Below are 20740 nucleotides of genomic sequence, written 5' to 3'. Positions count from 1 at the left end.
TATGTAAAATTATTGAATAAATAAAAATAAATGCAAGAATATTTCTTCTTAATTCTGGTTGTACTATGGTGATAAGTTTTTATGCAACACTAGTGATTTTATATAGATTGATACAAATTGCTAATAAGTGTTAGAATATAACAATGAGCTCAATATAGGAGGTTGTATAAGTGGGACTTTATAAGATAAAAAGCTATGGCTGTCAAATGAATGAAAGAGATGCAGAGACATTAGCGGGAATATTATGTCAGCATGGCTACAAGGAAACAGAAGAATTTGAAGATGCTGACATTATTATCCTGCATACATGCTGTGTTAGGGAAAGTGCAGAAAATAAAATCCTTGGTAAAATAGGTGAACTGAAGCACCTAAAAGAAAAAAAACCAGAACTTATAATAGGGGTGTGTGGTTGTATGGTGCAGCAACCTGAAGCAGCGGACAAGCTTAAGGCTAGAGCTCCCCATGTGGATATAATCTTTGGAACCCACAACTTGCATCAGTTACCTGAATTTATTACTCAGGTAAAGGAATTTGATCAGCAAATTACATCAGTTTGGTCTAAAGAAGGGGAAATAGTTGAAGATTTGCCTAGCATGAGAAAAGATAAGATTAAAGCTTATGTAAACATTAGTTATGGCTGCGATAATTTTTGCACCTACTGTATTGTTCCTTACGTGAGGGGGAGGGAGCGAAGCAGGAAGCCTGAAGCTATCATAGCTGAAATTAATAAACTAAAGGCAGAAGCCTTTAACGAAGTGATGCTTTTAGGTCAAAATGTAAACTCCTACGGTAAAGATTTGGAACAAAAAATGGATTTTGCAGATTTACTTAGAAAAATAGATGCAGAGACAGAGATGCCACGAATAAGATTTATGACCTCACACCCTCGGGATTTCAATAGGAAGACAGTTGAAGCTATTGCCGAATCAGACAGCGTTTGTCCTCAGATTCACCTTCCTATTCAAGCTGGTAGCGATAGAATACTAAAAAAAATGAATCGTGGTTATACTAGGGAAGAGTATCTTGAGTTAATAGATATGATTAAAGAAATATTACCGGAAGCTAGTCTTACTACAGACATAATTGTAGGTTTTCCTGGGGAAACAGAGGAAGACTTTGAATTCACTTTAGAGGCAGTGAGAAGGGCAGAGTATGATAATGCATATACGTTCATGTATTCTAAAAGGTCAGGTACTCCGGCAGCTGAAATGATTGAGCAGGTTGAGGAACAAATAAAAAAAGATAGATTACATAAACTAATCGAAGTTCAAAACGAAATAAGCTACAAGAAAAACAAGCCATTATTGGGTAAAAAAGTAACAGTGTTAGTGGAAGGTGTTAGCAAAGGTAACCCGGATAAACTTGCGGGCAGAACAAGTACTAATAAGATTGTTACTTTTGCCGCAGACCGTAGTCTAATAGGTAAATTTGTTGATGTTGAGATAACTGAAACTAAGACTTGGTCATTAGAAGGGACACTTTTTTAAATTTTAGGCAGGAATTACTTATTATATATAGAAAGAGTATGTTATGCCAAAATTATGGAGGTGAAATTATGTCAGTAATAGAGCAAGCAAAAACTCTTGGAGCAGCTATTGCTAGTAGTCCTGAGTTAGAGCAACTTAAAAATGCTGAAGCGCGAATGACTGTTGATCCTACTGCAGGAGAAATCATTCAGGAATTCCAACAAAAGCAACAAGAGTTACAACAACTTCAGATGCAAGGTAAAGAATTAACCGAAGAGCAAAAGCAAGCTGTTGAGTCATTGGAAGCTAAGATGCAAGGTAATGACTCAATTAGTTCTTATATGAAAGCTCAACAAGACTTTGAACAACTTTTGCAACAGGTAAATACAATTATTAGTTCAGCTATCAGTGGTGATCAGGGTTGTAGCGATTCTAGCTGCGGTTCCGGTTGTAGCGGTTGCTAAATTTACTTAAAGAAAGGCAGAGAGCGAATCTCTGCTTTTTTTTTTGTTATTTTACTGCTATTTTAACTGTGTTATAATGTCATATAATCACTTAAAATGGGGGACTAAAGGTGAATAAGCTGACACCAATGATGAAACAGTACCTAGAGATTAAAAGTAGATACAAAGATTGCATCTTATTTTTTCGCTTGGGAGACTTTTATGAGATGTTTTTTGAGGATGCTGAAGTTGCATCTCAAGAATTGCAGATAGCTCTTACTAGTAGAGATGGGGGCAAAAGTAGCAAAGTGCCCATGTGTGGTGTACCGTACCATGCTGCTAAAAACTATATTGCTCGCTTGGTTCGGGGTGGTTACAAAATTGCCATATGTGAACAGCTAACCGATCCAAAGGAAAGCAAGGGGATTGTAGAAAGAGATGTAGTGCGAATTATTACTCCAGGGACTCTAATAGAAGAAGAGCTATTGGTTGAGGATCAGAACAATTACATAATGGCAATTGTATTGAAAAATAATATATTCGGAGTGGCATATACGGACTTTTCTACAGGGGAGTTTAAACTGACTCAATTTGCAGATAACAGGGAAAATGTTATCAATGAAATAAACCGGATTCAACCTGTAGAGATAATAGTGGAGAAAAAAGAGGAGTTATCCTTTATTGATAAAGCTAATTTAAATATAAACAATACAGTATCAGTTTTAGAACAAGAAGATGTAAATTATAAAAAGAGTAAGGAAATTATTTTGGAGCAGTTTAAGGGGCAATCCTTAGAGGCCTTTGGTTGTGAAAAAGAAGATGTGGCTGTAATTGCAGCGGGATCTTTACTTGAATATGTAAATAACACTCAAAAAGCAAATATCAAACATATTGAAAAAATATCCTACTATACTGTAGGCGATTTTATGACATTAGATTATTCTACTAGAAGAAATTTAGAGTTAACTACTACCATGAAAAATAACCAAGAAAAAGGCTCCTTATTTTGGGTTCTTAATGAAACTGTTACAGCAATGGGAGGAAGATTGCTGCGAAACTGGCTAAATCAGCCCTTGATTTCTATATCGGAAATTGAAAAACGTCAGGAAGCAGTTGCCCAGTTAGTAGATGAAAATATAATTAGGGAAGAGATTAGAAATAAGTTAAAGAAGGTTTATGACTTGGAAAGGTTAATTAGTAAAATATGCATAGGCAGTGGGAATCCTCAGGATTTAATTAAGTTAAAGCACTCAATTAGTGTAATTAGAGATATAAAAGAGCTAATTGCTCACAGCAGTACTCGGGCTTTACAAAGAGCACATGAGGAGATAGATCCACTGTTAGACATATTTCAGATCATTGATAGTGCTGTAGTTGAAGAAGCTCCAAGTACCACAGCAAAAGGGGAAATTATTAAATCCGGTTACTCTAAAGAAGTTGATGAGCTGCGGCATATCTCTACAAACGGTAAAAAGTGGATCATAGATTATGAACATCAGCAGCGGGAAACAACAGGAATTAAATCATTAAAAATCCGATTTAATAAGGTTTTTGGCTATTATATTGAAGTAACCAAATCAAACTTAGCTTTAGTTCCAGACTATTATCAAAGAAAACAAACCCTTGCAAACTGTGAGCGTTATATAACACCAGAGCTAAAAGAATACGAAGAAAAAATCACCAATGCAGAGTCGTTACTAGTTGAAAAAGAACAAAAGATATTCGGAGATATCACTGGCTTAGTAGGACAAGCAAGGGCTAGAGTGCAAAAAAGTGCATATCTATTGGCTATGATTGATGTAATGGCAAACTTTGCCCATATAGCCATAAAACGCAATTATAGTATGCCTAAAATAAATACAGAGGGAGTTATTAAGTTTGAAGATGCAAGACATCCAGTAATAGAAGTAATTGAAAAAAATAGCTTTGTTCCAAACAGCATAGAATTAAATGATGATGAATTCTTCCACATTATAACGGGCCCTAATATGGCTGGAAAATCCACCTTTGCGCGTACAGTAGCATTACTGACCCTTTTAGCACAGATTGGAAGTTTTGTGCCGGCGCGGAGGGCTAATATTGATATTAGGGACCGCATCTTTGCTCGTGTAGGGGCGGCGGATGACCTCACAACTGGTCAGAGCACCTTTATGGTTGAAATGAATGAAGTTGCTAACATTTTGAACAATTCTTCGGATAAAAGTTTAATAATACTAGACGAAGTTGGTAGGGGGACTAGTACCTTTGACGGTTTAAGTATTGCGTGGGCTATTACAGAATATATTCACGATTCAATAAAAGCTAAAACAATTTTTGCTACCCATTACCACGAACTGACTAGTTTAGAGCAACAGCGGTCTGGTATTAAAAACTATAGCGTTTTAGTTAAAGAAGATAAAGATGATGTAATTTTTCTGCACAAAATTGTACCAGGTGGTACGGATAAAAGCTATGGTATCCATGTTGCAAAATTAGCTGGTCTTCCTAAAAAAGTCCTATCAAGTGCAGAGAAAATTTTAACAAGTTTAGAAGGAAATCAAAGTGCCAAAGGTGAAGAAGATATAAAAACAAAAGCAGAAACAAAAACAGCCGAAGCCGTAGAATTTACCAACCCGAAAAGCAATAGCCAAGAATTAGAGGCAGAGATACTAGAAAAAATTAATGAATTAGATTTAATCAATATGACTCCTTTAGATGCAATAAATTTTCTGCATCAATTAAAGCTTAGTTGCAGTTCAAAAAGAGGTGTAAGTTCTAATGAGTAATATCCACTTACTGGATTACCATACTACGAACATGATTGCAGCAGGTGAAGTTGTAGAAACACCAGTATCGGTGGTAAAAGAGTTAGTAGAAAATTCAATAGATGCTGGTTCCTCTAGAATAGAAGTGTACATTGAACGGGGAGGAAAGGCTGTTACCGGTGTTTCTGATAATGGCAATGGAATGTCGAGAGATGATTTGCTCTTGGCATTTAAAAAGCACTCTACTAGTAAAATTAAAGAAATAGACGATTTACGCACGCTATCAACTTTAGGGTTTAGGGGAGAAGCCTTACCTAGTATTGCCTCAGTGGCAAGAATACAAGTTAGGACAAAAGAAAAAGAGGCGTTAACTGGTTGCACTATGACCATAGAGGCTGGGGAAGAAAGTGAAGTAAAAGAAATCGGCTGTAGTGATGGAACTAATATTGTAGTTAAAGACCTGTTCTTCAATACTCCCGCAAGGCTAAAATTCATGAAAAGTGATAGTGCATATCACGCCCAGATTTCTGATTTAGTCTCAAAAATTGCCCTATCTCACCCTGATAAAGTATTTATTTTGCGTACAGACAAAAAAACCATTATTCAAACTCCGGGCAATAACCGCTTGCTAGATGTGATAGCTTCAATTTGGGGAACTGGAATTACTAAACATCTTACTAAAATAGAGTTTAAAAGTAATGACATAAATGTTGAAGGCTTTATCAGTAGCCCTAGCTATTACAGGACAAATCGAAAATCCCAAGTGCTTTTTGTAAACAATCGTTTGGTAAAGTCAGAAGCACTAACCAATGCAATTGAAGGATGTTACAAAACTCTCTTACCAATTCGTAGATTTCCAATTTTCGTCTTAGGGATCACACTAAGTCCCGACAAAGTAGATGTTAATATCCATCCGGCTAAAACTGAGGTTCGGTTTACAAATGAGGATGTTGTTCATCAAGTTTTAGCAGAAGCGGTGGCAGGTGACTTAAACAAGGCAACTACTAATGATTTTAATAGTGTTTTTCAGGTCAAGGATACTTCCTTTAAAGATAAACCTAAAATTGATAAAGTCAAAGAAGTTAATAAAACAGAAGAGAAACGAGAAACATTTGAACAACTACCATCAAATATATGGAAATCACAAAATATAAAAAAAAGCGCAGATATCCCTAAAAAAGAGCTTATTAAAGCTCCTGAAACACCAGTATACAAGGCAGAAGACCATAATGATTATGTGATAATTGGCCAACTGGACAACTCCTATATATTGTGTGAAAGCAAAGGAGACTTATTTTTATTTGATCAGCATGCAGCTCACGAGCGAATTATTTATAACAGGATGATGGAAAAAGCAAAGAATGGAAGTGGCGGTGAGAGGCAACAACTATTAATTCCAGTGCAATTAGATTTAACCAATAGTGAGTCTCAAGTTTTGATAAATAATATCGACACCTTGTTAGATTTTGGTTTTACCATAGAGCACTTTGGCAATAATAGTTTTCTGTTGCGAGAAGTGCCTCAGGAAATAAATATAGGTCATGAGGAGCTAGTTTTCAGAGAAATCTTAGATATGTTGAGTAAAGGAGGATCTATTGATGGTGATACTATGTATCATCAAGCATGTGTCATAATGGCATGTAAAAGGGCTGTCAAAGCAGGCCAAAAGCTTAGCTTTGCAGAAATGAAAAACATAATAAATTTAATACCAAAAGAAGAGAATGGAGTGACATGTCCCCATGGTAGGCCTACAGTAATATCATTCTCTAATGAATTTATTGCTAGAAAATTTCTAAGGTAAGCTAAAGGATGTGTATATATGCTAGTTAAAGATATCATGAGAAGAGAAGTGATTTCAATTAAGTGCGGACAAACACTTCTAGATGCTATTGAATGCTTTGATGAATATAGAATATATACACTACCTGTTCTAAGTGATACAGGTAAACTAAAGGGACTCATAATGAAGTCTCACTTATTGAACATAATTAAAAATGGGATTACTTTAGGCACACCAGTTGAAAATATAATGCTATTAGATGTGGTTAAGGTAACGGCAAATATGTCAATTAGAACCATAGGGGATTTAATCAGAAGTGAAAATATAGGACGGTTTCCTGTGGTAGATAAAGGCAATAAGTTAATCGGTCTTGTTACTAAGACTGATGTGCTAGCAAGGTTAGCTGAGGAAACTGAAAAAATACTGCAAGAAACAGAAATAATACTAAATAGCGCTGATAGTGGTGTTGTAGCTATTGATAATAATAAGAATATAAGAGTCCTAAATAAGTCTGCAAAAAGTATGTTCAACTTAAACGTAAAGAAGTCTTATACTGGACTGAACATTATCCCTAATATTGACTTTGAGCCATTGCTGGAAGTAATGGAGACTGGTATACCCATTAATTCTTATAAGTGTAGAATTAATGAAATTCCAATTGTTGCTCACATAACCCCTGTTATTAGCAGTGATAAAATAATGGGGGCAGTAAGTGTGCTGCAGGATATGACAAAACTAGAAAATATAGCTGAGGAATTAGAAGAGGTAAAAAATTTAAAAAATATACTACAAACATTGGCTGAAAACCCTTATGAAGCTGCCATTGTAATTGATGATAAGGGCGTTATTCAGCTAATTAATAATACCTACTGTGATTTTTTAGAAGTTGAAAAAGAAGAAGTGATAGGGAAGAAAATAGAAGATATTATTCCTGAGACAAAGATGTACGAAGTACTGGAAACTGGTAACCCTCAATTAGCTGAATTGTGGCAGGTAAGGGGAAAAGAAGTTGTAGTTATGAGAGTACCTATAATCAATAAAAACGGGGAAATTGTAGGAGCCATAGGCAAGAGCTTATTCGCAGATATATCTTTGGCTAAGGACTTTGCTTCTAGAACTAATAAAATAAAAACAGAGCTTGCCTACTATAAAGAAGAATTGGAAAAAGAAAGGCAGAGCAAATATAATTTTGATCATATAGTTGGAAAAAGTGAAAAAATAAAGTGGCTTAAACGCAAAGCTCAGCGCGCAGCTCAGACTAATTCAACAGTCTTAATTATGGGTGAAAGTGGAACTGGCAAGGAGTTGCTAGCCCATGCAATCCATCAATCTAGCTGTAGAAAGAATGCTCCTTTTATTAAGATTAATTGTGCAGGAATACCTGAAAATCTACTGGAGTCAGAACTATTTGGTTATGATGAAGGGGCATTTACTGGAGCGCGAAGGGGTGGAAAACCAGGGAAATTTCAGTTAGCTGACAAAGGAACTATCTTTTTGGATGAAATAGGAGACATGCCTTTAACTATGCAAGCTAAGCTGTTGCGTGTTTTGCAAGAAAGAGAAGTTGAACCAGTGGGCAGTAATGAAACAATAAAAATCGATGTGAGGGTTATTGCTGCTACTAATAAAAACCTAGAAGAATTAGTGCAACAGGGTGAATTCAGAGAAGACCTTTATTATAGGCTAAATGTTGTGAATCTGATAACTCCTCCCTTAAGGCATAGAAAAGAAGATATTCCCTTACTGTGTGAGTACATAATTAATAAATTAAATAGCCAGTTACTGAGAAATGTTAAGAATATCAGTGATCAAGCAATGGAAAAAATAATTAGATATCCTTGGCCTGGTAATATTCGCGAATTGCAGAATATCATTGAAAGAGCTATAAACCTAACAGATGACGATAGTTTACATGAAGAACATTTTCCTTCCTTAAAGAAGGAGGGAGAAAAAAACAATTCTGAAGATGAGAGTCGTGGGATAGTGAAAGAGCAAAAATTAAAAACTCTATCTCAAGCTTTAGAAGATGCAGAAAAAAAGGCTATAATGAAAGCACTGGAGTACACGAACAACAATAAGAATGAAGCGGCAAAGTTATTAAATATTCATAGGTCAATGTTGTACCGCAAATTGAATAAATTTAATTTATTAGATTAAATATCCAAAAATGCTAAAATGTCCTATTGGGGTGTCCTATTAGGTAGACGCTAGTCTACTAAATAGGACACTTTTTATATGTCAAAATCTTATTTATCAGAAAATTTAATTTTTTTTTAAAAGGACAAAAGCTACTGCTTTAACTCCTTTTAGGAACAAATAAACGGAATAAAACTAATTTTCGGAAAACTGGCACGGTTTTTGCTTCTAGATATTAGTAGGTTGAAAATATTTTTCTGAGGATGGTTAGGTATGGATTTCAGATACTCAGCAGGAAATATCACAATAAAAAAAATGGTGAACAACTTTGGAGAGCAAAATCTCATGCCTATATACAACACTAACTGTCAGAGTACTATTTTTAAAAAAATTAACTGTAAGTTAAAAGAACACAGTTTTTTGGCACTACCAATTCCCAGTGAATATAACGGATTTGACTGTGATGCTATAAGTCTATTTATAGCCTTGGATAAAATAGCTAGGTACTCCATAGACGCAGCACTCTTTATAGTATACAACAATTTAGCTGTGTACTCTTTGCTATTATCAGGCAGTGATACCCAGAAGCTAACATACCTAATAGATATCTCAGAGAAAGGGCGGATGCTTGCCTTTTGCCCAGCTTATGAGTATTTTAGCGAAGAAAAAATTAATGTTCTAATTCAGAAAAATAGTAATAGTTTAATTTTGAAGGGATCTTGTCCTGTAAATAAATATCAAGCAGAAGCAGACTACTTTATCTTGTTAGCTCGTGTGGAAACTCAAAATTCCAAGAGTGCTTTTAGATTGGTTATCGTAGATAGAAGTAAAGTAACCATTGTCAATAGGGGAGTGAGCAAAGGTTTTATAGTTAAATTAGAAGAGGTCAAAATAAACGAAACTGCTTTAATGGTAACTAACCAGGTTTTTCAAATGGGTTTAATGGACTTAACAGCAATAGCAGTAGGGATAGCCCGGCAAAATGTAAAACACAGCCTTGCCAACAATTCTAGCCAAGAGTCTAGTTACTTGCTAACCAAAATTTTATCTAAGCTGGAATCTACTAATTTATTAGCTTATAAAGCAGCATACCTAAAAGATCAAGGTCTTCCATTTTATCAAGAAGCATTTCTTTCAAATCTAGGCGCTAACGAAGTAGCTACAGAAACCTGTATTTATGTAAACAAAAAAAATATTGAGTGGGAAAGTGAAGAGGAAGTATTGACTAAATCCCTTTACTTAAAGAAGTTATCAGAAAAGGTATTAAAGCACTGTGAAGTAACATGGGACTTATGATTTTAGGGAGGTGATGGCTAAAGGCTTTTTCTTAGTATAACTTTTTCAATTTAAATAGAAGGAGGTAAGTATAAAATGCGCAAAATAAAAACAGCTGCTGTACTGGGGGCTGGAGTAATGGGAGCTACAATTGCTGCCCATTTAGCAAATGTAGGTATTAAGTGCTATTTACTAGATATTGTTCCTAATAGTTTAACACCTGAAGAAGAAAAAAAGGGGTTAACATTAGAGGATCCAGCGGTTAGAAATAGACTGGCGCAAAATGGATTGAAAAATATTATGAAGGCAAAGCCTGCAGCCTTTTACAGCAAGGTAAATGCAGAATTAGTTACTGTGGGGAATATGGAGGATAACTTTGATTGGCTTTCTGAATGCGATTGGATTGTAGAGGTTGTAATTGAGAGGCTTGATATCAAACAATCACTTTACAGTAGAATTGCAGACGTGAAAAAAGAGGATGCCATAATAAGTTCTAATACATCTGGGTTATCTATAAATAAAATGGTTGAGCATTTACCCGATGAATTTCAAGAGAACTTCTTAGGGACGCACTTTTTCAACCCACCTAGATACATGAAACTCCTAGAGCTAATTCCAACTGAAAAGACAAAGCCTGAGTTGCTTGAATACATGAGGGAGTTTAGTGAGAATGTTCTAGGGAAAGGCGTAGTTTTTGCCAAAGATACGCCAAACTTTATTGCAAACAGAATCGGCATATTTGGGATGCTTACAACAATCAAAAGTATGATAGCAAAAGATTATAGTATTGATGAAATCGAAAAAATAACTGGGCCTGCCCTGGGGAGACCTAAGAGTGCATCCTTTAGAACATTAGACCTAGTTGGCTTAGACACATTTGCACACGTGGCAAAGAATGTACAAGACAATGTTCAAGATGAAAAAGAGAAAGAAACCTTTACTGTTCCTCAGTTTGTGCTAGACATGATCGAAAAGGGATGGTTAGGTCAAAAATCAAAACAGGGCTTTTTCCAAAAGGTGAAGAAGGACGGCAAGTCAGAGATCCTTACCTTAGATTACAAGACATTAGAATATAAGCCAAAGGAAAAGGTTGGTTTCCCATCCTTGGAGGCTGCTAAAAATGCAAAAACCCCTGGGGATTCTATTAAAGCAGTAGTTTATGCAAAAGACAGAGCTGGGGAATTTGCTTGGGACAACATAAAAAATGTCTTACTATATTCAGCTAAATTGTTGCCGGGAATATCAGACTCTATTGTGGATGTAGATAATGCTATGAAGTGGGGCTTTAACTGGAAATTAGGTCCCTTTGAAACATGGGATGCAATAGGATTAGAAAAGTCAGTTGAGAAAATGAAAAGTGAAGGGGAAGAAATACCTCAAGTAGTTGAGGATTTACTTGCCAAGGGGTACAAGAGCTTCTATAAGGAAACTGAGCAGGGCAGAGAGTTTTTTGATTTTAAATCAAAGGAATATAAGCCGGTTGACGTTTCTCCAAGAGAGATTAACCTTAAGAAGGTTAAAAAGGCAAATGGTGTAGTAAAGTCTAATGCAGGTGCTAGTCTAATTGATTTAGGAGATAATGTTTATTGCTTAGAATTCCATTCCCATAGCAATGCCATCGGAGCAGATATCTTATCCATGATTAACTACAGTGTGGACTACGTGGAACAAAATGGTATGGGACTGGTAGTGGCAAATCAAGGTAAAAACTTTAGTGTTGGTGCAAATCTAATGATGATTTTAATGGAGGCGCAGGATCAGTACTTTGATGAAATAGATTTAATGATTAGACACTTCCAGAAAGCCTTAATGAATCTTAAGTACTGTGAGAAGCCTGTAGTTGCAGCACCCCATGCAATGGCACTTGGTGGTGGATGTGAGGTTGTGCTGCATAGTCACAAGGCAACGCCAGCAGCAGAATCCTATCTAGGACTAGTGGAACTGGGAGTAGGTGTAATTCCAGCTGGTGGAGGAACTAAAGAGATGGCATTGAGAGCATCTGAACAAGCCGGTGATAAAAAGGTAGACCTACAGCCATTTATAAATAAAGCTTTTGAAACAGTGGCAATGGGTAAAGTGGCTACTAGTGCTCAAGAGGCTAAGGAAATGGGCTTTATCAGAGAAACTGATAGAGTAGTTGTAAATACTGATCACGTAATTTATCAAGCTAAGCAAACTGTGTTAGCTATGGATACACAAGGTTTTGAGCCATTTAAACCTAAGCCAATTAGAGTTGTTGGAGAGGCAGGTTTAGCTGTATTGAGGCTTGCAACTTACAGTATGAAAGAAGCAGGATATATTAGTGAATACGATCAATATCTAGCCAATCAGTTTGGATATGTGTTGACTGGGGGGAACGTACCTGCTAATACGTTAGTTAGTGAGGAATACTTGCTGGACTTAGAGAGAGAGGTTTTTGTGAAGCTGTGCGCTGAAACTAAAACACAAGAGCGTATGCAGTACATGTTGTCTAAAGGAAAACCATTGAGAAACTAATCAAAGGGGGGTTGAATGATGAATGAAGCTGTTATTGTTGCGGGAACTAGAACGGCTATCGGAAAAGCCAACAGAGGGACGTTAAAAGATACAAGACCAGAAGAGCTGGCAGCTCATGTTATTTCAAATTGCTTGAAGCAAACTCCAGATTTAAATCCGAAAGAAATAGAAGATTTAATTCTAGGATGCTCATTCCCGGAGGGGGAGCAGGGAATGAATACTGCTAGGATTATGGGGTTAAGAGCTGGATTACCTGAGGACGTGCCGGGTGTCACAGTTAATAGATTTTGTTCTTCGGGCTTACAAACAATCGCCATGGGAGCGGAAAGAATCATGGCAGGTTTTGCAGAGGTGATTATGGCTGGAGGAGTAGAGAGTATGTCTGCTGTTCCCATGGGGGGGAACAAAATTGCTCCAGACCCATATATGATGGATAACTATCCGGATGTTTATCTGTCCATGGGCCTAACAGCTGAAAATGTTGCTCAGAGATATAATATATCCCGGGAGGAGCAGGACCAATTTGCTCTAGAGAGTCACCAGAAGGCTGCTGCAGCAATTAAAAACGGAAGATTTGAAGATGAAATAACTCCTATCACAATAACTAATAAGGCATATAAAAATGGAAAAGTGAGTAGTAAGGAAATAGAATTTAAAACAGACGAGGGCGTTAGAGCAGATACCAAATTAGAAAAGTTAGCAAAACTGAGGCCAGCATTTGCAGCAAAAGGGTCTGTAACAGCGGGAAACTCATCCCAGACTAGTGATGGAGCTGCTGTGGTGACACTTATGTCTAGTAAGAAAGCTAAAGAAATGGGGCTAGAGCCACTAGGAGTATTTAGATCTTTTGCAGTTGCTGGAGTACACCCTGATGAGATGGGAATTGGCCCAGTAAAGGCAATTCCTAAGGCTCTTAAGATGGCTGGGATTACAAAGGAGCAAGTTGATCTTTACGAATTAAATGAAGCATTTGCCTCTCAGGCCCTTTATTGTATTAGAGAACTAGGGCTAGATAAAGAAAAGGTAAATGTAAACGGAGGCGCTATTGCCTTGGGTCACCCACTAGGTTGTACTGGGGCAAAGCTGACGTTGACTCTTTTAAATGAACTAAAGAAGAGAAATGGTAGATACGGAATTGTGTCCATGTGTATTGGTGGCGGCATGGGAGCAGCAGGAGTATTTGAAAGAATCTAATTATCCAATAAAAGGGGGAAATAAAATGGTAGTTAAAGGTGGTAGCTTTCTTATAAATGAGCCAGATAGTAAAAACTCTTTTACGCCAGAGGATTTTACCGATGAACAAAAGATGATCGGTAAGACTGCTGAAAACTTTGTAGAAGGTGAAGTAGCGCCGCTATTAGAGCGCTTGGAAGCTCAGGAACAAGGGCTTATGAGACAGTGTCTAGAGAAGGCTGGAGAATTAGGCTTACTAAGTGCTGATATAGCGGAAGAGTACGAAGGTATGGGCTTAGATAAAATTAGTTCTATCATAATAACTGAAAAAATTGTTAAGGGTGGAGCATTTTCTTTAGCTCAAGGTGCACATACAGGTATTGGAAGTTTACCTATTGTCTTTTATGGAAACGAGGAGCAAAAGAAAAAATATTTACCAGGTCTTGCTTCTGGGGAAAAAATAGCAGCATATTGTCTGACAGAACCGGGCTCAGGATCTGACGCTTTGGCAGCAAAAACCAAGGCAGTGTTAAGTGATGACGGCAAATATTACACAATTAACGGTACTAAGCAGTACATCACTAATGCTGGTATGGCTGATGTTTTTGTAACTTATGCAAAGGTAGATGGGGATAAGTTCACTGGATTTATTATTGATAGAGATTTAGAAGGGGTTTCTCTTGGTGCTGAAGAGAAGAAAATGGGAATTAAAGGATCTTCTACTCGCAGTGTAATACTAGATGACGTAAAAGTTCCAGTGGAAAATGTATTAGGAGAAGTGGGTAAAGGACATATAATTGCCTTTAATATCTTGAACATCGGTAGATATAAGCTTGCTGGTGGAACTATGGGTGCAGCTAAAGTTGCCATAGAAGAAGCTGTGAATTATGCCTTAGAAAGACAGCAGTTCAATACACCAATTGCAAACTTTGGTTTAATTAGAGAAAAAATTGCAAAAATGGCCACCATGACTTATGTTTCTGAAAGTATGGTTTACAAAACTGCAGGATTGATAGATGAAAGTTTAGCTCAGGTTGATATGAAAGCTGAAGATGCGGGTGTAAAAACCTCAAACGCCATTGCGGAATATGCAATTGAGTGCTCTATTAACAAAGTTCACGGGTCAGAAGTTCTGGACTTTGTAGCTGATGAAGCAGTTCAAATCCACGGGGGATATGGATATACTTCAGAGTATCCCGTAGAGAGAATATATCGTGATAGTAGAATTAATAGAATTTTTGAGGGAACTAACGAAATTAATAGATTGTTAATTCCAGCTACACTTTTAAGAAAGGCCATGAAAGGCGAGTTGCCATTATTACAAGAGGCTCAAAAGGTTGGAAAAGAAATTATGGAAATGATGCCTGAACAGCCTGGAGACGGCTTGCTAGAGGTTGAAAAGAAAAAGCTTGCAATGGCTAAAAAGATTCTTCTAATGACTGCAGGGGTAGCAGCTCAGAAATTTGGCACTGACTTAAAAGATCAGCAACAGATACTGGGCAACTTAGCGGATATAATTATTGAAGTATTCGCCATGGAATGTGCATTAGCAAGAGCAGAAAAGAACTGCAGTGATGAGAACGACTTAAAGGTTAAGATGACTAGATACTACTGCAACCTTACATTCCCTAAAATTGAGGGCTGGGCTAAGCAAATTTTAGCAGCCACTGAAACAGGGGATACATTGAGAACTCAGCTAGTAGCTTTGAGGAAGCTTACTAGGTTTGATCCAGAGAATTTGGTAGAGCAAGCTGAAGGGATTGCAGCTGAAATAATCGAGGCCAAGAAATATACTTGCTAATATAAGGAAAAGGGGGTAGAGCTTTAATGAACATTTTAGTTTGTGTGAAATATGTTCCAGATACAACGGAAATAAGCTTAGACGGTGGAACTAAAAGCGTTGTCAGAGATGGAGTTACTAGTGATATCAACCTATTAGACAGAAACGCTGTGGAAGCAGCACTTAAGTTGAAGGAAGAACACGGTGGTAAAGTAACTGTTCTTACCATGGGTGTTGAAGAAGCTATTGGTGCAATTAGAGAAGGATTGGCAATGGGGGCTGATGAAGGTGTACTCATTAGTGACCCAGCATTAAAGGGCTCAGATTCTTATGTAACTGCTAAAGTATTGGCAAAAGCATGCGAAAAAGTAGGTGAATACGATCTAATATTAATGGGTCGTATGACAACAGATGGCAACACAGGACAGCTACCTTCCCAATTAGCTGAGATGCTAGGTTTGCCACAAGTAACTTTTATAAACAGTATTGAGAAGGTAGAAGGAGATAAGCTCACCGTAAAAAAAGCCATTGATGGAGGATACATGGAAGTGGCAGTTAGCATGCCTGCAGTTGTATCCGTAGAGAAAGCAGTTAATGAGCCAAGATACCCTTCTATTAAAGGTACAATGAAGGCAAATAGAAAAAAGGTACCCACTTATGCAATCGCTGACATTGGAGTTGAGGGAGAAACTGGATTTGAAGGTTCACTTCTAGAAGTAGTAGATGCTTATGAGCCATCTAAAAGAGAAAAGGGTGACCTTTTAGAAGGGGATACAAATGAAGTTGTAGATCAACTGGTAAATAAACTTATTGAATCAAAACTGTTGTAGAGGGGGGAGAAAAATTATGAGTATCATAGTATATATTGAAAACGCTGGCAATAAGTTTCCAGCAGTAGCCTTCGAAGCACTGGGAGCAGGAAAGAAGATTGCCGAGCAAATGGGAAGCAAATTAAATGCAGTAGTTGTTGGGGGTAGTGATCTTGCAGTTGATGAAATACTAAAGTACGGTGTAGAAAATCTTTATACTGCTTTAGACGATAAATACAAAGATTATAGTACAGAATTGTATACAGAAGCCTTGGCAGAAGCTATCAACCAGGCAGAAGCTAATGTGATTATAGCTGGAGCTACTCTAGAAGGTAGAGACTTGCTGGGTAGAGTTTCAGCAAAAATGCATGGTGGGTTAATAGCTGATGCCATCGACTTAGAATATGAGGACGGGAAGCTTGTTGGAACCAGGGGTATATTTAGTGACAAGATGAGAACAAAGTGTGCATGGAAAAGTGAAAAGCAATTTATAACATTAAGACCTAAAGCCTTTGATAAGGCTGAAGCCGGAGAGGCAGCAGGAAATAAAGTTGCTTTGAGTCCTGGTGAAGTGGACTTAAAGACCCAGATTTTAAATGTAGTTCAAGAAGCTAGTGGCAAGATAAAGCTAGAAGAAGCAGATATAATAGTATCTGGCGGTAGGGGATTAGGAAATCCTGATGGATTTAAGATGATTGAAGAGTTGGCCAACGCAGTAAAGGGAGCTATGGGTGCATCCAGAGCTGCGGTAGACTCTGGGTGGATAGACCACTCCTTCCAAGTTGGGCAAACTGGAAAAACAGTAAAACCAAAAATCTATATAGCGTGTGGGATCTCAGGCGCTTTACAACACTTGGCAGGTATGCAAAATTCTGATATAATAATAGCAATAAATAAAGACCCTGAAGCCCCTATATTTGAAGTAGCTACTTACGGATTAGTTGGAGATATTTATGAAGTAGTACCTGCACTGACTAATAAGTTCAAAGAAGTGCTTTAAACCAGGGAGGGGGCTTTGAAAGTGAGCGATAACCATAGTAAATTATGGCTTAAGTCGTATCCCGAGGGAAGTAGTTGTTCAATAGATTACCCCAATATACCTCTATATGAACTGTTGGATAACTGTACAAAAAATTATCCTAAGAACACAGCAACTATATATTTTGGGTCAAAATTAACATATGAGAAACTTCAAGACCAAGTGAACCAGTTTGCAGGAGCCCTCTGGAACCTAGGAGTTAGAAAAGGCAGTAAGGTAGCAATAATGCTACCTAACTGCCCTCAATATGTGATATCATACTTTGCAATTTTAAAGCTTGGTGCTGCAGTTGTTCAGACTAGTCCACTTTATGTAGAAAAGGAATTAAAGTTTCAGCTCAACGACTCAGGAGCAGAGGTTATAATTACATTAGATCTCTTGCACAATCGAATTGTCAATGTAATTGAAGAAACACCGCTTGAAAACGTTATATTTACGAGCATTTCCGATTATATGTCATTTCCCATTAAGCAATTATACAAGTTAAAGCAATGGAAAGAAGGCACAAAAGTAAAGATTGAGCCTAGGGAGAATTTTCATAATTTTAGGTCTTTGTTAAGTGGGAGCTACATATTAGATTATCAAGTGGATATTGAACCAGAAACAGATGTTGCGGTAATCCAATATACAGGTGGCACTACAGGGCGAGCAAAAGGTGTAATGCTTACTCACAGAAATCTTGTTGCCAACGCATTGCAGGTAAAAGAGTGGGCCCCTAGCTTAGTAGAAGGGAAGGATGATGTTTTAGGAGCGGTACCATTTTTCCACGTATACGGGATGACCGTGGCCATGAACCTAAACTTCACTATAGCTGGTAGCCTGATCTTGGTTCCTAAATTTGAGGTAGAGGAAATATTAAAGCTCATAAACAAGTATAAGCCTGCTGTATTTCCAGGTGCACCCACCATGTACATTGGGATTGTCAATCATCCAGAAATAAATAAATATGACTTAACTTCTATTAAAGTTTGCATTAGCGGTTCAGCACCTTTGCCTATTGAAGTGCAACAAAAATTTGAAGCCATTACAAGGGGCAATCTAGTTGAGGGGTATGGACTCTCGGAAGCTTCTCCTGTTACCCACTGTACCCCCATCTATGGCAAAAGAAAGCCTGGTATTGGGTTGCCTTTTCCAGATACTGATTGCAAAATTATCGATGAAAGCGGTCAAGAGTTAGGACCTGGGGAAATAGGAGAACTTATAGTAAAAGGACCTCAAGTTATGAAGGGTTACTTAAATAGGGTAGAAGAAACGGAAGAAGTTCTAAGTAGTGATGGGTGGCTGAAAACGGGAGACATTGCTATTATGGATGACGAAGGATATTTCAGCATTGTGGATAGGAAAAAAGATGTCATCATTGCTGGTGGTTTCAATATTTACCCTAGAGATGTAGAAGAAGTACTCTTTGAACACCCTAAAATCAAGGAAGCAGTAGTTTTAGGTATTCCTCATGAGTATAGGGGTGAGACTGTAAAGGCATTTGTTGTTCTCAACGATAATGAAACTGCGACTGCTGAGGAAATACAATCTTTCTGTAAGCAGAGAATGGCTAAGTTTAAGGTTCCCACAGAGATAGAATTTAGGGATGACTTACCAAAGAACATGGTAGGAAAAGTGTTGCGAAGAGTATTACAAGAAGAAGTGAAAAAGACTAGTTAGTAATGTACGAAGCTTCCTAGTTTGGAAGCTTTGTACAAAAAACTGGCATGGAAAGGAGTGTGGATAATTTTCTGAATATTATAAATAATTTAACTAAGTTCGCCGTTGCTTAGGACTTCTGAAAAAAGAATAGGAGGTATTTAAAATGACAAGAGCGTGGGAAAAATCGTACCCAAAAAATATTGGGACAGAAGTACAGATCCCAAATATCCCACTGTATCAGTTGTTAGATGATTGTGTTGAGAAGTACGCTAGCAATGCGGCAACAGAATTTTTTGGGGCTAAGTTGTCATATAGTGAATTGAACAATCAAGTAAACAAAATGGCATCTGCTTTAGAAGCTTTAGGAGTAAAAAAGGGAAGCCGGGTTTCCGTAATGTTACCCAACTGCCCTCAATATGTGATAAGCTATTATGCAACTTTAAAGCTAGGGGCTTCAATTGTGCAAACAAATCCCCTATATGTGGAAAAAGAGCTGGAATTTCAGTTGAATGACGCTGAAGCAGATACCATAATTGCCCTGGATTTATTGTACAAAAGAGTAGAAAATGTTATTGGAACAACTCCTCTCAAGAACATCATATTTACTAGCATATCTGATTATTTACCATTCCCCCTAAACTTTCTCTATAAAATTAAGCAGTGGAAAGAAGGAACTAGTGTTAAGATACCAGAAGATAAATATTATAGTTTTAAAAAGTTAATTGCAGAAAACCCGCCTCGAGATAAAGCTGAGACAATAGACCCGGTGAATGATGTAGCAGTTATTCAATATACTGGTGGAACAACTGGCAAAGCTAAAGGAGTAATGCTAACACACAAAAATCTAGTTGCAAATGTATATCAAGTGTGCCATTGGATGCCTGATGTTACCTTTGGAGAAGATGATATTTTAGCAGTTGTTCCTTTTTTTCATGTTTATGGGATGACAGTAGCTATGAATTTGAATTTTCGCGTTGGCGGAAAGCTAATTATGGTTCCAAAATTTGAAGTGGCAGATGTGTTGAAAATAATCAATAAGGCTAAGCCAGCAATCTTTCCAGGTGCTCCCACTATGTATATTGGGATTGTCAATCATCCTGATATCACTAAATATGATTTAACTTCCATTAAAGTGTGTATAAGTGGATCTGCTCCATTGCCAATTGAAATAGAGCAGAGGTTTGAAGAAGTTACTAAAGGAAACCTTGTTGAGGGATATGGGCTTTCTGAAGCAAGTCCTGTTACTCATTGTACACCTCTGTACGGACTGAGAAAGCCTGGGATAGGATTGCCCTTGCCAAACACTGATGCTAAAATAGTAGATTTAGATACTGGGGAAGATTTAGAAGTAGGGGATATAGGTGAGCTGCTAGTTAAAGGGCCCCAGGTTATGAAAGGGTACTTAAATAGAAAAGAAGAAACTGCTAATGTACTAAAAGATGGCTGGCTAAAAACTGGAGATATAGCTTCTATAGATGAGGACGGTTTCTTTACTATTGTTGATAGAAAGAAAGATATGATTATAGCAGGCGGGTTTAACATATATCCTAGAGATGTGGAAGAGGTTCTCTTTGAACATCCCAAAGTACTAGAAGCTGCTGTTATCGGAGTGCCCCATGAATATAGAGGGGAAACGGTTAAGGCATTTATAGTTCTCAAGGAAGATGAAACTGCCACAGCAGAAGAAATAAAAGAATTCTGTAAGCAAAAAATGGCTAAATACAAGGTTCCAACCATTATTGAGTTCAGAAGTGAACTTCCAAAGACTATGATTGGCAAGGTCCTGCGAAGGGCACTTCAAGAAGAGAACAAGGATACTGGGTAAACCAAAAACTAATGGGCAAATTGTCCATTAGTTTTCTTATGTGAGACTTTTGCAAAATAAGCTTTTTGCTTAAAAATTAACTTTACCAAACAGCTTATTTTGCTATTTGACTTGAATAAAGTAAAGGTTTCAC

Annotated in this window: 13 protein-coding genes; all 13 read left to right on the top strand. The window is 37.3% G+C overall.

All coding sequences use genetic code 11. The annotated features are described in order from the left end of the window. Window positions 1–170: 170 nt before the first annotated feature. The 13 genes from miaB (at window position 171) to GGQ84_RS13605 (ending at window position 20607) form a co-directional block, all read left to right on the top strand. A complete protein-coding gene (gene miaB, locus GGQ84_RS13665; RefSeq protein ID WP_429163368.1) occupies window positions 171–1487 on the top strand; it encodes a tRNA (N6-isopentenyl adenosine(37)-C2)-methylthiotransferase MiaB in 1317 nt (438 codons plus the stop codon). A gap of 68 nt (window positions 1488–1555) precedes the next feature. Further along, window positions 1556–1930 (top strand): YlbF/YmcA family competence regulator, encoded by a 375-nt coding sequence (locus tag GGQ84_RS13660; protein WP_429163367.1) that lies wholly within the window; start codon window positions 1556–1558, stop codon window positions 1928–1930. 128 nt (window positions 1931–2058) lie between these two features. Then, window positions 2059–4674, top strand: a complete 2616-nt coding sequence (gene mutS / locus GGQ84_RS13655; protein ID WP_429163370.1) for a DNA mismatch repair protein MutS — start codon at window positions 2059–2061, stop codon at window positions 4672–4674. Next, window positions 4667–6454: a DNA mismatch repair endonuclease MutL gene (gene mutL, locus GGQ84_RS13650; protein ID WP_429163366.1), complete on the top strand. Its 1788-nt coding sequence runs from the start codon at window positions 4667–4669 to the stop codon at window positions 6452–6454. The genes mutS and mutL overlap by 8 nt, the downstream gene beginning before the upstream one ends. 18 nt (window positions 6455–6472) lie before the next feature. After that, a complete protein-coding gene (locus tag GGQ84_RS13645; protein ID WP_429163365.1) occupies window positions 6473–8590 on the top strand; it encodes a sigma 54-interacting transcriptional regulator in 2118 nt (705 codons plus the stop codon). 252 nt (window positions 8591–8842) lie between these two features. Next, entirely contained in the window at window positions 8843–9865 is a 1023-nt protein-coding gene (locus tag GGQ84_RS13640; protein WP_429163364.1) for an acyl-CoA dehydrogenase family protein, read from the top strand. Window positions 9866–9940: 75 nt separating this feature from the next. Then, window positions 9941–12340, top strand: coding sequence for a 3-hydroxyacyl-CoA dehydrogenase/enoyl-CoA hydratase family protein (locus GGQ84_RS13635; protein ID WP_429163363.1), 2400 nt, complete (start codon window positions 9941–9943; stop codon window positions 12338–12340). An 18-nt stretch (window positions 12341–12358) separates the two neighbouring features. Further along, window positions 12359–13534 carry a thiolase family protein gene (locus GGQ84_RS13630; protein WP_429163369.1) on the top strand — a complete coding sequence of 392 codons (1176 nt, stop codon included), beginning with the start codon at window positions 12359–12361 and terminating at the stop codon, window positions 13532–13534. A gap of 25 nt (window positions 13535–13559) precedes the next feature. Continuing rightward, the gene (locus GGQ84_RS13625) at window positions 13560–15314 is read left to right on the top strand and encodes an acyl-CoA dehydrogenase family protein (protein WP_429163362.1); all 1755 of its coding nucleotides are present in this window, start codon (window positions 13560–13562) and stop codon (window positions 15312–15314) included. 26 nt (window positions 15315–15340) lie between these two features. Next, window positions 15341–16123: an electron transfer flavoprotein subunit beta/FixA family protein gene (locus GGQ84_RS13620; protein WP_429163361.1), complete on the top strand. Its 783-nt coding sequence runs from the start codon at window positions 15341–15343 to the stop codon at window positions 16121–16123. Window positions 16124–16139: 16 nt separating this feature from the next. Further along, a complete protein-coding gene (locus tag GGQ84_RS13615; protein ID WP_429163360.1) occupies window positions 16140–17102 on the top strand; it encodes an electron transfer flavoprotein subunit alpha/FixB family protein in 963 nt (320 codons plus the stop codon). 21 nt (window positions 17103–17123) lie between these two features. Further along, window positions 17124–18800 carry a long-chain-fatty-acid--CoA ligase gene (locus tag GGQ84_RS13610; RefSeq protein WP_429163359.1) on the top strand — a complete coding sequence of 559 codons (1677 nt, stop codon included), beginning with the start codon at window positions 17124–17126 and terminating at the stop codon, window positions 18798–18800. Window positions 18801–18945: 145 nt separating this feature from the next. Next, a complete protein-coding gene (locus GGQ84_RS13605) occupies window positions 18946–20607 on the top strand; it encodes a long-chain-fatty-acid--CoA ligase (protein ID WP_429163358.1) in 1662 nt (553 codons plus the stop codon). Window positions 20608–20740 lie beyond the last annotated feature (133 nt).

This window comes from Desulfitispora alkaliphila, from assembly GCF_050433185.1.
Classification (GTDB): Bacteria; Bacillota; Desulfitisporia; order Desulfitisporales; family Desulfitisporaceae; genus Desulfitispora; species Desulfitispora alkaliphila.
The sequence above is the reverse complement of the archived record's forward strand: the minus strand, read 5'-3'. Positions and strand labels throughout refer to the sequence as shown.